9 protein-coding genes are annotated in these 14,163 nt (G+C 71.7%); 6 read left to right on the top strand and 3 right to left on the bottom strand.

The genetic code is table 11. The annotated features are described in order from the left end of the window. The first annotated feature begins 83 nt into the window (after positions 1–83). Genes ACYVD1_RS14220 through ACYVD1_RS14205 form a run of 4 tightly spaced genes read left to right on the top strand, consistent with a single transcriptional unit; the run spans position 84 to position 7,525 of the window. Positions 84–1,880, top strand: a complete 1,797-nt coding sequence (locus ACYVD1_RS14220) for a serine/threonine-protein kinase (RefSeq protein WP_460772184.1) — start codon at positions 84–86, stop codon at positions 1,878–1,880. Between the two features lie 29 nt (positions 1,881–1,909). Beyond that, positions 1,910–3,820, top strand: a complete 1,911-nt coding sequence (locus ACYVD1_RS14215; RefSeq protein ID WP_460772181.1) for a serine/threonine protein kinase — start codon at positions 1,910–1,912, stop codon at positions 3,818–3,820. 45 nt (positions 3,821–3,865) lie between these two features. After that, positions 3,866–5,650: a serine/threonine-protein kinase gene (locus tag ACYVD1_RS14210; protein WP_460772179.1), complete on the top strand. Its 1,785-nt coding sequence runs from the start codon at positions 3,866–3,868 to the stop codon at positions 5,648–5,650. A 27-nt stretch (positions 5,651–5,677) separates the two neighbouring features. Beyond that, on the top strand, positions 5,678–7,525 hold the full coding sequence (locus tag ACYVD1_RS14205) for a serine/threonine-protein kinase (RefSeq protein WP_460772176.1): 1,848 nt from the start codon (positions 5,678–5,680) through the stop codon (positions 7,523–7,525). A gap of 123 nt (positions 7,526–7,648) precedes the next feature. On the opposite strand, the gene ACYVD1_RS14200 is transcribed toward ACYVD1_RS14205, so the two are convergent. Then, positions 7,649–9,838 (bottom strand): S9 family peptidase, encoded by a 2,190-nt coding sequence (locus ACYVD1_RS14200; RefSeq protein WP_460772173.1) that lies wholly within the window; start codon positions 9,836–9,838, stop codon positions 7,649–7,651. A 131-nt stretch (positions 9,839–9,969) separates the two neighbouring features. On the opposite strand from ACYVD1_RS14200, the gene mshB reads away from it, so the two are divergent. Beyond that, entirely contained in the window at positions 9,970–10,836 is an 867-nt protein-coding gene (gene mshB / locus ACYVD1_RS14195) for an N-acetyl-1-D-myo-inositol-2-amino-2-deoxy-alpha-D-glucopyranoside deacetylase (RefSeq protein WP_460772170.1), read from the top strand. Between the two features lie 59 nt (positions 10,837–10,895). After that, the gene (locus ACYVD1_RS14190) at positions 10,896–11,411 is read left to right on the top strand and encodes a hypothetical protein (protein WP_460772167.1); all 516 of its coding nucleotides are present in this window, start codon (positions 10,896–10,898) and stop codon (positions 11,409–11,411) included. A gap of 10 nt (positions 11,412–11,421) precedes the next feature. Here ACYVD1_RS14190 and ACYVD1_RS14185 read toward each other — a convergent pair whose 3' ends face one another. Both ACYVD1_RS14185 and ACYVD1_RS14180 read right to left on the bottom strand, forming a co-directional pair. Beyond that, on the bottom strand, positions 11,422–12,516 hold the full coding sequence (locus tag ACYVD1_RS14185; RefSeq protein WP_460772163.1) for a site-2 protease family protein: 1,095 nt from the start codon (positions 12,514–12,516) through the stop codon (positions 11,422–11,424). Between the two features lie 183 nt (positions 12,517–12,699). Continuing rightward, positions 12,700–14,061: a hypothetical protein gene (locus tag ACYVD1_RS14180; RefSeq protein WP_460772160.1), complete on the bottom strand. Its 1,362-nt coding sequence runs from the start codon at positions 14,059–14,061 to the stop codon at positions 12,700–12,702. Positions 14,062–14,163 lie beyond the last annotated feature (102 nt).

Raw genomic sequence — 14,163 nt, 5'->3', positions numbered from 1 at the left:
GAAATTGACCCGGCCCCGGATCCAGCAACTGGTAACCGTGACCCGGCACCGTCCACATTCCCCAGCGACAGACAGGCCCCGGCATGAACCCCGAGCCCCCCGTCCCCCCGCCGTCCGGATCTCCCCCGTCCGGTCCCGAAGCGCCTACCGGGTTCGACCCCCTCACCCGGGACGACCCCCGGTATCTCGGTCCGTTCCGCCTGGTGGGGCGTCTCGGCGTCGGCGGTATGGGTGTGGTGTACGCGGGGCTGGACGATCGGGACCGGCGGGTGGCGGTCAAGTCCGTACACCGCGTGCTGGCCTCGGACGCCGACTTCGTGGCCCGGTTCGCGCGGGAGGTGGCTCTGGTCCGCCGGGTGCGCGCCGCCTGTGTCCCGGCCTTCGTGGGCGCGGACACCAAGACCGAGGTGCCGTGGTTGGCCACCGAGTACGTGCCCGGACCGACCCTGAGTGCGCACGTACGCGCGAACGGCCCGCTCCACGGCGAAGCCCTCACGGCCTTCGCGCTGGGCGTAGCCGAGGCGCTCGCCTCGATCCATGCCCAAGGTGTCGTCCACCGTGACCTGAAGCCGGGGAACGTGATCCTGGCCCCGGGCGGGCCGAAGGTGCTGGACTTCGGGATCGCCCGCGCCACTGACGGCACCGCCCTGACCAAGACCGGAGGCATGCTGGGTACCCCCGGGTGGGTCGCGCCGGAGCAGTACCGGGGGCAGGACGCCACGGACCGCTCGGACGTGTTCTCCTGGGCCGGGCTAGCCGTTTACGCGGCCACGGGGGAGGGGCCGTTCGGGACCGGCCGTCCGGACGTCCTGGCCACCCGCATCATCTCCGAACCCCCTTCCCTGGACGGGGTCCCCGACCCCCTGCGGGCCCACTTGGAGCGAGCGCTGGCCAAGGCCCCGGAAGACCGCCCGAGGGCGGCGGAGTTCCGGGACGCCATGGCCGGGATCCTGGGGTCCGGTGCCCAAGAGGACGTCACCCTGGTCATGGACCGCGCCTGGGGCGCCGCAGCGGTTCCTGCCGCCCGGCTGTCCCCGGCCTCCCAGCTCTCCTCGGCCGCGCTGGCCGACGAATGGAGCCGACACGCCCCGCCCCGGCGGGGTTGGCTCCGACGGCGCCGGACGCCCCTGGTCGTGGGCGCGGCGGTGCTGGCGGTGGCACTGACCGCCGGGCTGGGCGCCCGCGCCCTTCTCGGCGGTGACCCCCTCACCGCGGGGGACCAGGCCGATGACACGTCGGCGGAGGCGCAGAACGACAGCGGCGGGGAGACCGCGACCGCTGCGGCCGGTGTGCCCGACGACGCCCCCGCGGAATACCAGGAGCACTACGAGAGCGGCGAAGTCGTGGTCGAGACCGACTCGGACACCGAGCCCGCCCTGCTCCGCAGTCTCCAACCCGCCTCGGACGGCGGCGAGGCCTTGGAACAGCTGCGGCTGACCTTCGCAGGGCTCAACGTTCAGGAGCTCGGCCGAAGCACCGTCACGATCACGGCTGAGTACCTCCCCGACCACGGCAGTCTCCAGGTGCACAACAGCGAGTTCGCCACCGTCACCAGTATCGGGCCCGGTGACGAGAACCTGCGGTCCGTCACCGCCGAGGGCAGCGGCGTACTGGCCGAGCTCAGCCCGGAGGAGCCCACTGCGGAGTTCACGGTGGCGTTCGTCTTCACACTGGGCGACGGGCCCCTTGTCTACTACGTCCCCGATGCGCTGCGAGGCCAGGACTGGAACACGTTCGACTACCCCGGAGGGTTCTGCGTGCTGGAGGAGGAGGGTCCCACCTTCCCCGAGTCAGCCCACTTCGGCCCGCACGACACCACCCTGACCGACGGCGTGCCGACCGACAGCTGTGCCTATGACCCGCAGCCGGCCGAGTTCTGAGCACCCACCCCCTGAAGCGAAAGACAGCGATGCCCTCTCAAACGCAGGCCCCCTTCTCCCGAGACCGGCTCCCCGCCGGAGTGGAGCCGCCCGGTGCCCAGGACCCGGAAGCCCTCGGGCGGTACCGCGTCGTAGGCCGTATCGGCGCGGGCGGTATGGGTGCGGTCTACGCCGGGATCGACGACACCGGCGGGTGTGCGGCGGTCAAGGTGGTCCACCCCCAGTACGCGGCCGATCCGGAGTTCCGCGCGCGGTTCGCCCGTGAAGTCGACCTGGTGTCGCGCGTACACGGGACCTGTACGCCCGCCTTCCTCGGCTCCGACGTCCGGTCGGACACGCCCTGGCTGGCCACTGACTACGTCAGCGGACACACGCTGCGCCAGCACGTGGGGAGGGAAGGGCCCCTGACCGGCGGCCTGCTCACGGCTCTCGCGGTGGGTCTGGCCGAGGCTCTGGCCGCGATCCACACCCAGGGTGTGGTGCACCGGGATCTGAAGCCGGGGAACGTGATCCTGGCCCCGGACGGGCCGAAGGTGCTGGACTTCGGGATCGCCCGGGCCGCCGAAGGCACCGCGTTCACCGAGACCGGCGGCGTGCTCGGGACACCCGGTTGGATCGCCCCCGAGCAGTACGAGGGCCTGGAGGCCACCGGTTCCTCGGACATGTTCGCCTGGGCGGTGACGGTCCTCTACGCGGCCACGGGACGCGACCCCTTCGGCAAGGGCGCGGTGGACGTGATCGCCTACCGCACCCGCAACGAGGAGCCCGACCTCTCGGACGTCCCCGACACGCTCCGCCCCCTCGTGGAGCGGGCCCTCGCCAAGGATCCGGGCGCGCGTCCGACCGCGCTCGAGGCTCTGACCGAACTCACCGGAGCCTGGTCCGCGACCCGGGTCGATCCGGCGAGCCGGGCCCACCCCACCGAGGTCGTGCCCGGGCTGCTGGCCACGGAATGGCGGGGGGTCTCCGCCCCTGAGCAGAGGAAGGTCCGGAGCGGACGCGGGTGGGGACGGGCGGTCGTCCTGATGGCGGTGCTGGGGGTGGTCCTCCTCAGCGCCAGCGGTCTGTACTGGGTCACCGGTGACCGCCACCAGGGAGGGGCCGCGGCGGGTGCGGATCCGGCCGACGGAGGGCAGGGGGCCGACGAGCAGGGGGCTGGCGGAGAGGGCGCCCCAGACGGGGACGAGGGCGGTGGCGAGGCCGAGGCGGACCTCCTCAGGGTCGAAGCCGACCCCGAGGACGGGGCCGCGGTGGCCGCTGAGGCTCTGGACCTGTTCGATGAGGCGGAGAGCTTCGAGCTGTACCGCCGCGAGTCCCTGGCCAGCGTGCACGACAGCCTCACGATGCACAGGTACACGGCGGAACCGCAGGCTGCCCGCCACAGCATCAGGCTCGCTGGCCCGGGGGAGGTCCAGACACTGTGGCTCGGTGAGGACCTGGACGACGTGTTGGAGCGCAGCGCCCTGCGCGGCGCCGGGTTCGACGAGACCCCGGGCCCGTACGGCCGGGACGTCGATGAGGGGGCCGCGGAACAGGACCCTTGGGCCTTCCTCGATGACATCGCCCTGTTGACGGGGGACGGCGCCGAGATCACCTACCACGGGGAGTCCGCCGTGGCCCTGGGAGACACCTCCTGGCCCGAGGCCGAGTTCGACATCGCGTTGGAGGCCCGCACCGGACACCACTACTCGGGAACCTACACAAAGGTCCGAGAGGAGTGGGAGGAGGACGCTGGTGCCGAGTTCGTGCTCACCTTCGACCTGTGGGTAGGGGAGGACGGCCGGCTCCAGAGCTTCCAGGACTTCGAGGAGACCGGTGATGCCCTGCACGTCGAGGGAGACGTCGAGGAGGGCCAGGCCCATACCTCTACGGAGACGGTCGTCGTCCACTACGGCGAGCCCGTGGAGATCGAGATACCGGATGAGTCGGAGATCGACTAGCGACCCGGCACGGACCACGTTCCCCAGCGACAGGCAGGCTCTGGCATGACTCCTGAACCCCCCGTACCACCGCAGCCCGGTCCCGATGCGTCCGGAACCGGCTCCCCGCCCCCCGGGCCCCCATCGCCCGGCTCCAAGGTGCCCACCGGGGTCGACCCCGTGACCCAGAGCGACCCCCGGTACTTGGGCCCCTTCCGCTTGGTCGGGCGCCTCGGCGCGGGCGGAATGGGTGTGGTGTACGCGGGGCTGGACGACCGGGACCGGCGGGTGGCGGTCAAGTCCGTGCACCGGGTCCTCGCGTCGGATGCGGACTTCCGCGCCCGGTTCGCGCGGGAGGTGGGCCTGGTCCGACGGGTGCGCGCGACGTGTGTACCCGCCTTCCTGGGGTCGGAAGCGCGGGCGGAGATTCCGTGGTTGGCCACGGAGTACGTGCCCGGCCCGACCCTGGACGAGCGCGTACGCGCGAACGGGCCGCTCCAGGGGGAGGCCCTCACGGCCTTCGCTCTGGGGGTGGCCGAGGCCCTGGCCGCGATCCACGCCCAGGGTGTGGTGCACCGGGATCTGAAGCCGGGGAACGTGATCCTGGCCCCGGACGGGCCGAAGGTGTTGGACTTCGGGATCGCCCGGGCCGTCGACGGCACCGCCCTGACCAAGACCGGGGGGATGGTGGGTACCCCGGGGTGGATCTCTCCCGAACAGTACAAGGGTGCCCCGGCCACGGAGCGCTCGGACGTGTTCTCCTGGGCCGGACTGGTGGTCTACGCGGCCACCGGCGAAGGGCCGTTCGGGGAGGGGAGCTCAGAGGCCGTCGTCGGGCGCATCCTGTCCGAAGCACCCTCACTGGAGGGAGCCCCCGCACCGATGCGCGACCTTCTGGAGCGGGCCCTCGACAAGGATCCCGAACGAAGGCCCGGAGCTGCCGACCTCCTGCGCTCCGTGGCGGGGACCTTGGGCGCGGCGGACGATCCGGACATCACGCGGGTGCTCGGCCGGTCGTGGTCCGGTGACCCCTCGCCGGATGACGAGGTCACCGCGTGGACCCGTACCGCCCCGCCCCGGCGGAGCTGGTTTCGCAGGAACCGGCTCGTGCTGGCCGCGGGTTCGGTGCTGCTGGTCCTGGCCCTGGCCGCCGGGCTCGGCGCCCGGGCTCTGTCCTCCGAGGGCACGGCCGTGCTCCCCGGCCAGGATGTGGCCGAGGCGGAGGGCGCGGACGGTTCGGAGAACGGCGACGGCGCGGAGGACGCGGCACCGGGCGTCCCCGACGACACACCCGAGGAACACCGCGAGCTCTACGACTCCGGGGAACCCGTGGTCGAGCCCGCCTCCGAGACCGAACCCGTCCTGATCCGCCGCCTCGTTCCCGCCACCGGTGCGGGCGAGGCGCTGGACCAGCTCCGACTGACCTTCGAAGAGGTCTCCATCACTGACTTCACCAGCGGGGTGACGGTCGAGGCGGAGTACCTCCCCGAACACGGAAGCCTGCGGGTCCACAGCAACGACTTCTACACCGTGTCGACCATCGGCCCCGACCAGGAAGGCCTTGGTCTCACCCCCGTGAGCAACAGCGGCGTCCTGGCCGAACTGGACCCGCAACGGCCCACCGCCCGGTTCCGACTGACGATGGAGTCCGGGCAGGTCATCTACTACGTCCCCGAAGAGCTCTTCGCCGCCGCGGGCGACTCCCTGGACTACCCGGGCGGGTTCTGCATCGCCACTGCGGACGAAGTGCCGAGCTTCCCCGGAAACGCCGACTTCGGCCCGCACGACACAGCGTTGACCGGCAGCGTGCCGATCGACAGCTGCGCCTACACCGAGGACGACGTCCCGTAACCCCCGAAACCGACTCGAGGAAGAGCGATGAGTGTTCCGCCCCCGCCCCCCTTCTCCCTTGATCGCCTGCCCGCCGGTATCGAACCCCCTTCAGGCAACGACCCGAAACTCCTGGGCTCCTATCATGTCGTGGGCCGGATCGGCGCGGGCGGCATGGGCGCCGTCTACGCGGGACTGGCCGACGACGGCTCCTGTGCCGCGGTCAAGATGGTCCACCCCGAATTCGCGGCCGATCCCGAGTTCAGGCGGCGTTTCGCCCATGAGGTGGACCTCGTGGCCAAGGTCGACGCCGCGTGCACGCCGTCGTTCCTCGGTGCCGACGTCGACGCGCAGACCCCGTGGTTGGCCACGGAGTACGTCCCGGGCCAGACCCTGCGCCAGTACGTCCGGGAGCACGGGCCCCTGACCGGCGGGATGCTCACTGCCCTGGCCATCGGCCTGGCGGAGGCCTTGGTCGCGATCCACTCCGCGGACGTGGTGCACCGGGACCTGAAGCCGGGGAACGTGATCCTCGCCCCGGACGGCCCTAAGGTGTTGGACTTCGGCATCGCCCGGGCCGCCGATGCCACCGCCCTCACCCGGTCCGGCGGCATCCTCGGCACCCCGGGGTGGATCTCCCCGGAGCAGTACGAGGGGAAGACAGCGGGCGAACACTCGGACGTGTTCGCCTGGGCCGGGCTGGTGCTGTTCGCCGCGACCGGACGGGACCCCTTCGGCACGGGGCAGCTGGACGTGCTGGTCTACCGGACGCGCAACGAGGACCCCGACCTGGAAGGGGTTCCGGACCCGCTGGCGGGCCCGGTCCGCAGGGCGTTCGCCAAGGAACCCTCCGAACGGCCCACCGCGGCCCAAGTCCTCGCCGAACTCACCGGGGCGTGGGCCGCCACGCGTGTCGGACCGGACCCCGTAGAGCAGCCCACCGAGGTCGTTCCCGGCATTCTGGCCGCCGATTGGCAGGGTGTCGCCGCTCCGGAGCCGAGGAGGGTGCGTCGGGGACCCGGCAAGCGGTGGTTCGTCGCCGGTGCCGCGGCCCTGGCCTTGGTACTGCTCGGCGGCGGGACACTCCTGTGGCCTGGGGCATCCTCAGAGCGCGGGTCGGCCGACGGGGCGGCGGACGCGGCGGGTGGCGCGGACGAGGCCGCGGACGAGGAGCCGCTCGCGGTCCGCGGGGACCCCGACGACTGGGAGGACGTCGTCGCGCAGGGGATCGAACTACTGGAGTACACCGAGGGGTTCGAGGTCTACCACGATCGGGTCACGAGCGGTGCGCACGGCAACCTCACCATCCACCGATACACGGAGGACCCCCAGCCGGTCCTCGAATACGAGTTCCTCGGTGGTCCGTTCATCAATCAAGGGTTCGCCATCGGCGAGGACCCGGAGGAGGTCCTGAGCCGCTCGTACTCGGCGGGTGTGGGTGTAGAGCCCGGGCCGTACGAACGCGAGCAGGGCGCGCTGCCCGACGGCTGGCCGGACGAACTGCCCTTCGTGGACACCATCGCCGACTTGCTGGACCCGGAGAAGCAGGCGGACGTGTCCTACCAGGGGCTGGCCACGGTCCGCTACGAAGGCCCCAGGGGCTGGAACTTGGAAGAGTTCGACCACGAGGACACGGAGGCGCCCGCCCACCACTACTCCGGCACCTTCCTCGAGATCAGGGAAGCACCGGAGGAGGCGGGGGAGGACGAGACAGTGGAGAAAGACTTCGACCTGTGGGTCGACGAGGACGGCTACGTCCGCAGGTTCGACTACTCCGGAGCGGACGCCACTGCCCCCGACGAGGACTTCGGCGGATCCGACAGTTGGGAGATCGTCTTCACCATCGTCGATGAACCCGTGGAGATCGAGGTCCCGGACGAGTCGGAGATCAACTAGGTAGGCCGCTAGGCCCTGGCCGCGCGAACCGCTCGGGAACCCCGCTCAGCTGTGGCCCCGGCGCCGGGCGCTTCCACCCGAACGCACGGCACCGGGGCCGGGAAACCCGAGAGACCCCGAGAGCTACGCGCCCTTGAGGTTCTCCTTGAGGAAGTCCACCTGCAACAGCAGCAGGTTCTCCGCCGTGACCGGGTCCGACGGGCTGTGCGTGACGCCCGCCAGCGGCAGCACCGTGTGCGGGCGGCCCGCCGCGAGCAGCGCCTCGGACAGCCGTTGGGTGTGGGCGAAGACCACGTTGTCGTCGATCAGGCCGTGGATCAGCATCAGCGGCCGCTCCAGCTTGGCCGCGTCCGACATCAGCGACGACCTGGCGTACGCCTCCTCCTGCTCCTGCGGCAGGCCGAGGTAGCGCTCCGTGTAGTGCGTGTCGTACAGCGCCCAGTCGATCACCGGTGCGCCCGCCACGGCCGCGTGGAACACGTCCGGCCGGCGCAGCACCGCCAAGGCGGCCAGGTAGCCACCGAACGACCACCCGTGGATGCCCACCCGGGTCAGGTCCAGGCAGTCGAACCGCTGGGCCGCGTCCTCCAGCGCCGCCACCTGGTCCGCCAGGACCGGCTCGGCGAGGTCGTGGTGGACGGCCTGCTCATAGGCGACGTCCACGCCGGGGGTGCCGCGCCCGTCCGCGATGAGGACGGCGAAACCCTGCTCGGCGAACCACTGCGAGGACAGGTACGCGCCGCGCGCGTTGAGGGCGCGCTGTGCGTGCGGCCCGCCGTACGGTGCGACCAGCACGGGCAGGCGCGTCTCGCCCTCCCGGTACCAGGACGGCAGGACCAGGGAGGTCGGGATCCTCCGCTCCCCGGCCAGCCAGGACTCCACGCGCACGTCGGGCAGGTCCGGGGCCTCGGCGAAGCTCTCGATCTCCCCGTGGGTGCGCCGGGTCTCGGTACTGGCGCCCCGCACCACGAAGGTCCGTACCCCCGTGAAGTCCAGCGACCTGTGCTGGAGCACGAGGGTGTCCCCGGCCAGGCGCCCGGCGCGCAGACCTCCGTGGCCGTCGTCGGAGCCCTCGGGCAGCTCCACCGGGGAGCAGGTCCCCAGCCGGGTGTCGGCCAACCACAGCGACACGTCGCCGGGACGGCCCTCGGGCGAACCGGAGAACAAGACCCGGTCGCCGTCCACCCCCGCGACACCGCGCACGTACACGCCTTCTCCGCTGACCGCCCGGTCCCCGACGTACACCCGGCGCTCGCCGGTGCCGTTCCGGCGGCCGATCCACACCAGCTCACCCGAGGCGGTGAAGTCCGGCACGCCCGGCATGAGCTCGACCCACACGCCGTCGCTCTCGGTGCGGGTCTCCGAGACCAAGCCGGTCGCCGGGTCGGCGCTGAACAGGGAGAGCGTGCGCTGATCGCGGCTCTGCGCGGTGAACACCAGGGTGGGGTTGCCGTCCGGGCCGGTGGTCCAGCCGACCGTCGGCAGGTACGGGAGGTTCTCCCGGTCCCACTCGACGGGGGAGGGGGCCACCCGGCCGTCGCGCCGGTACTCGGTCGGGGACGGCACCGGAAGCACGGCCAGCCGCACGTCCGGGTTGGCCGTCCCGGCCGCCGGGTAGCGCAGCGGCTGGGGCTCCTGCCCGGGTTGGTTCGGGTCGCCGACGAACCAGCGGTTCACCTCCGACTCGTCCACCCGGCTGACCGCCAGCGAGCGGCCGTCCGGCGCCCACCAGAAACCGCGCACCCGGCCCATCTCCTCGGCGGAGACCAGGTCGGCCAGACCCCAGGTGACGTTCTCCCCGTCCGGCTCGACCAGCAGCCGGTCGCGGTCCTCGTCGCCGTTGTCGACGATGTCGATCACCCGGACCGCGCCTCGGTGCACGTAGGCGACCCGGTCACCGGCGGGGTTGATCCGCGGGTCCACGGCCGGGCTGGCCACCGGGAGCTCGCGCGGGGCGGTGTCGTCACCGACCAGGTCCGCGTAGAACACCCGCCCGGACAGCGTGAACACCGCGCGGGTGAAGGCGTCGTCCACCGTGTACGACACGATGCCGCCACCGTGCTCGCGCATCCGCTCGCGTCGGGCCCGCTCCTCGGGCGGAAGGTTCTCGTCGTCGGCGCCGAGCGCCTTGGGATCGGCGAGCACCGTCGCGGTGCCCGTCTCAGCGGAGTACAGCCACAGGCAGGTACCCCTGTCCGTGCCGTCGCGTCCGCGCAGGAAGGTCACGCGTTCCCCGTTCGGGGAGATCTGGAACGCCCGCGGGACTCCGATCGTGAAGCGCTGGGTGCGGGCCTGTTGGCGAGGAAAACTCATAGGCCGATTGTGTCCCATTCCGTGGACAGGGCGCTCGCTGGGCTCGTGGCCTTTGGGGAATCCCGCGGAACTCGCCGTCGATGTGGGCGTTTGGACAGGGAAACGGGTATCCGGACGGTATCGTTCGCTGGGTGAAGGACAGGCGACTGATGATGGTGCACGCGCACCCGGACGACGAGAGCATCGTCACCGGTGCGACTCTGGCGAAGTACGCGGCCGAGGGGGCCGGAGTCACCCTGGTGACCTGCACGCTGGGCGAGGAGGGCGAGGTCATCCCCGCCGAGCTCGCGCAGCTGACCTCCGACCGCGAAGACACCCTGGGCGAGTACCGGATCGGGGAGCTGGGCAAGGCGTGCGTGGCCCTGGGCGTCCGGGACCACCGCTTCCTCGGCGGCCCCGGGCACTACCGGGACTCGGGGATGATGGACGGCGCCACCAACGGCCACCCCCAGGCCTTCTACGGTGCCGATGCCGAGGAGGCCGCCCGACGCCTGGCCGAGATCATCCGCGAGGTCCGGCCCCACGTCCTCGTCAGCTACGACGAGCACGGCGGCTACGGCCACCCCGACCACATCCAAGCCCACCGGGTCACCCGCCGGGCCTGCGCCAAGGCCAACGAGCGGGCCATGCCCGGTACGCCCTGGCAGGTCGGCAAGCTCTACGCGATCGCCCAGCCGGTCTCACGGATCGAGGCCTCCATCGCCCGGCTCAACGAGGAGGCGGGGCCCTTCACCCCGCCCCAGCAGGTGTCCGACATCGCCCGGGGTACCCCCGACGCCGTGGTCACCACCCGGATCGACGCCGCCGACCACTGGGCGGCCAAGGCCCTGGCCATGCGCGCGCACGCCACCCAGATCACCGTGGACGGGGAGCGCTTCGCGCTGTCCAACGACATCGCGCAGGAGATCGACGCGGTGGAGCACTACACCCTGCTGCTGGGGCCGCCGCCCAAAGCCGGGGAGGACGGCTACGAGACCGACCTGTTCGCCGGTGTGTGACACCCGGCCCGCCGAACCCTGAAACCCGGGCCGCTCCGGAGCGCCTACCCTCGACTTCCGTGACCACTCCTGAAACGGCCCAAGTGCCGCGAAGCCGCCTCGCCCTGCTCTCGCCCGTGATGACCGGCCTCTCCTGCTTGATCCTGTTCTGCGGGGGCCTCGCCGTGGGGATGGCCGCCAGCTTCGGGATGGGCTGGTTCGCCCATTTCTGGGTGCTGGGGCTGCCGGTACAGGCCGGGATCGCTGCGGGCGTGCTCGCGTTCCTGGTCCTGCTGTACGCGCTGTGCCGACTGGCCGGTTGGGGGAGCCGTCGGCAGTCCGGTGCCGCTGCCTTCGCGGCCGGCTTCCTGGTGTCCCTGCTCGGTCTGATCGGCTACCTGCCCGGCGGCAGCATCGTCTTCTCCGACGCCCTGATCAACTACGTCTTCCTGTTCGGTGCCATGGTCGCCCTCGGTGCCGCCGTGGTGCGCAGCGCCGTGTTCCACCAGGTGCGCGGCCCCGTTTTCCCCACCTCGGTGGTACCGAGCACGGGCGGTACCTCGTCCGGGCCCAGCGGCACAGCCGGGCCCGGATGAGGGACACGGGTCAGTTCCAGAACTGCAGCAGCAGCTTGCCGTGGAACATCATCCCGGGAACGGTCGGGTTCGGCAGGATCAGCTCGAACAGCGTGTAGATCAGCGTGTCGAAGAGGTCCCGCACCACGGGAAGCCACAGCACCGCGAACACACCGATCGAGAAGAACAGGCCGTTGACCTTGGCGAACGTCGTCCAGCGCGTGTCGCGGAACGCGGCCAGCACGTGGTAGCCGTCCAGGCCCGGGACCGGCAGCAGGTTGACCAGGGCGCTGGTGAGGTTGGCGAAGGCCAGGAACGCCATTGCGGAGATCGCCCAGTTCACGCTGTCCTGACCCACTGGCACGAGCAGCGTCACGGTCAGTGCCAGCGCGGCCGAGAGCAGTAGGCTGGCCAGCGGTCCGGCCAGCGCCACCATCACACGGCGGCCGGGGCCCGGAATGCGCTCCCAGTTCACGTACGTGGGCGGCCCGTTCAGGCCGAACCCGCCCAGCCCCAGGTACAGCACCGGTAGGACCAGGCCGCCGAAGGCCTCCCGGTAGGCGAACGGGTTGAAGCGCAGGTAACCACTGCCGCGCAGGGAACGGTCCCCGGCGAGGTAGGCCGCCAGGGCGTGCGCGAATTCGTGCACGGCCACCGACACGATCCACCCGAGCAGGATGAGCAGCGGCGGGATGAGCGGGGTGACCGCCGTCTCGTCGGTGGCCCAGTCCAGCTCCACGGCACGCCAAGACAGCCATCCCGCGAACCCGGCCAGGCCAAGGAGCAGCACGAACACCGGGCTCGGCGCGAAGTCCGCCCAGCTGGAAGCCTTGGCCGGGGCGCTGTCGCCCGCGTCGTCGTTCGCTTCGGGGTCGGCATCGCCGCTCCGTACGCCCTCCTCGGCGCCTTGGCCGGGGCTGTCCTCAGCGTCCTCGACCGCGCTTTCTTCGGGCCCGTCGCTCTGCCGCTTCGAGCGCTCCGCGCCGACCCCCGCCGCGTTCAGTGCGTCGTCGGGCATCTGCTCCCACGGGTCGGCGGCGCGTACCTCGTCACCGGACTCCGCTTCGGTGTCGGGACCGGGCACGTCGTCGGACTCCGCCTTCTGTGGCGGCTCGGGCGTGGGCATGATGCTCCTGCTGGTAGCGGGTGGTTCGCGCTCCAGGTTAGGCCCTGCCCTGCACCCCTTCGCAGCGGGTGCCGCACCGCGGAGTGGTCCCGGTTACGGCCTTTCCGCGGGTCCGGCCGCAGCTTCGCCGAGACCGGTGAACGGTCCTTCGGATGCGCGTGCCGGTGCACGCGCGATGTACGCCTAGACCACGGCGCGGGGCGCCACCGCGGACTTGTGCAGGCACGCCACCGCGAACCTCCGCCCGGGCGCGGTCAGCTCCCGGCGGCCGTCGCTGTCGTCCCCGGTGACCAGGCCGAGTGCCTCCAGCAGCCATCCCACCGCCATCACCATCGCGCGGACCTGGTCGGACGCGGCGTCCGCGGTGCGCCGGTGGGAGGCGGCGTGCCGACCGGCGGCCACCGGTGGTTCCACGGGGCGCCAGCCGGACTCGGTGAGCACCCGCTCGGCCGCCTCGGCGTCCGAGATCCCGCGCCGCGCGTGAGAACCCAGCCCCTGGGGTGAGCGGGCCAGCAGCATGCCCAGGAGGGTCTCCGCGGCCGCCTGTTCGATCCCGCCGGTCCGGCACAGGGTCTCCGTGGCCGCTTGCCACAGTGCTTCGGGATTCTCCCGCAGCTGCTGGCCGCGGCGGGTGAGTTCGAGCCGACGGCCGGAGCGGCGCACTGCCCGCATCGTCCGCAGCACCTGGTGGAGCGAGATGAGCTGGGTGGCGTCGGTCTCGCTGCGCGGTGGTTCGGGGCAGGTGGACCAGCCGAAGTCCTCACACATCTGCCGGACCACGCCGGGCGAGATGTAGCCGATCTGGGTGAGGGCGATGCCGTCGGCGGCCAGGTCCAGCAGGCGCTGCAGCGGAGCCATGGCGGAGACGGCGGTGCGCGGCACATCCGCCCCGGCGATGATCTGTCCTACCAACGGCCACAGTCGCTGCCGGTGCGGGTGGGCCGTGGAGGACATCCAGGCCCGCACCCGTTCCTCGCGGACACGGTCCAGGTGGCTGTGGCCGCGGTGGTCCGGCTGGGTGAGGAAGGACCGGGCGAACCGCTCCTGGGCGGGACGCCACCCGCGCTTGCCGGGCCGGATGTCGCCGAGGGAGATCGCCAGTTCGAGGGCGGCGGCGGTCTCTCTGCGGGCGTGCAGTTCGACGTCGCCTACGGCGGTGCCCCAGGTGAGTTCGGGCAGGTCAGGCGGCTCCACCCCGGACTCCCACATGAGTCGTTCGTACATGGCCAGGGCGGCTGTGTGATCTTTGTCATATAGGGCGAGCAGGGTGGCGGTCTCGTTGGCGGAGCACACCTGCGCGTAGCGGTAGAGCTGGAGGAGCTGGAAGAGGTGGCCGAGCGAGCGCACCGCGAAGAGCCGGTCCTCGGATGAGTTCTGGAAGCGCATGGGGAGCTCGTACCAGCAGAAGCGCTGTATGGCGTGTTGGTTGAGCCGCTGGATCTCCTGCTCGGGGGCGAGCGTGTCCAGGGCCAGACACGCCATGTCGGCGGCCCGCTCGTCCCGCCGGGCCAGTTCGGCGAGGGCGGACGCGACTGCCTCCCGCATAATGGGCGCCACCTCCCCGCGTACCTCGTGCCCGTCCGCCTGTTGAGACGGCCGGGCGCGGTGCTTCGTTGTCTGCCCGAGGGCACGGTTGGGGGAACGTGC

This window comes from Nocardiopsis nanhaiensis, from assembly GCF_054778635.1.
This window is presented reverse-complemented; position numbering and strand designations above follow the sequence as displayed.

What these genes read in the sequence shown, in the direction of transcription:
- ACYVD1_RS14210 (WP_460772179.1), top strand. Translation starts at nt 3,866, where the DNA reads ATGACTCCTGAACCCCCCGTACCACCGCAGCCCGGTCCCGATGCGTCC.
- ACYVD1_RS14205 (WP_460772176.1), top strand. Translation starts at nt 5,678, where the DNA reads ATGAGTGTTCCGCCCCCGCCCCCCTTCTCCCTTGATCGCCTGCCCGCC.
- ACYVD1_RS14180 (WP_460772160.1), bottom strand. Translation starts at nt 14,061, where the DNA reads ATGCGGGAGGCAGTCGCGTCCGCCCTCGCCGAACTGGCCCGGCGGGAC.
- ACYVD1_RS14215 (WP_460772181.1), top strand. Translation starts at nt 1,910, where the DNA reads ATGCCCTCTCAAACGCAGGCCCCCTTCTCCCGAGACCGGCTCCCCGCC.
- ACYVD1_RS14185 (WP_460772163.1), bottom strand. Translation starts at nt 12,516, where the DNA reads ATGCCCACGCCCGAGCCGCCACAGAAGGCGGAGTCCGACGACGTGCCC.
- ACYVD1_RS14220 (WP_460772184.1), top strand. Translation starts at nt 84, where the DNA reads ATGAACCCCGAGCCCCCCGTCCCCCCGCCGTCCGGATCTCCCCCGTCC.
- ACYVD1_RS14200 (WP_460772173.1), bottom strand. Translation starts at nt 9,838, where the DNA reads ATGAGTTTTCCTCGCCAACAGGCCCGCACCCAGCGCTTCACGATCGGA.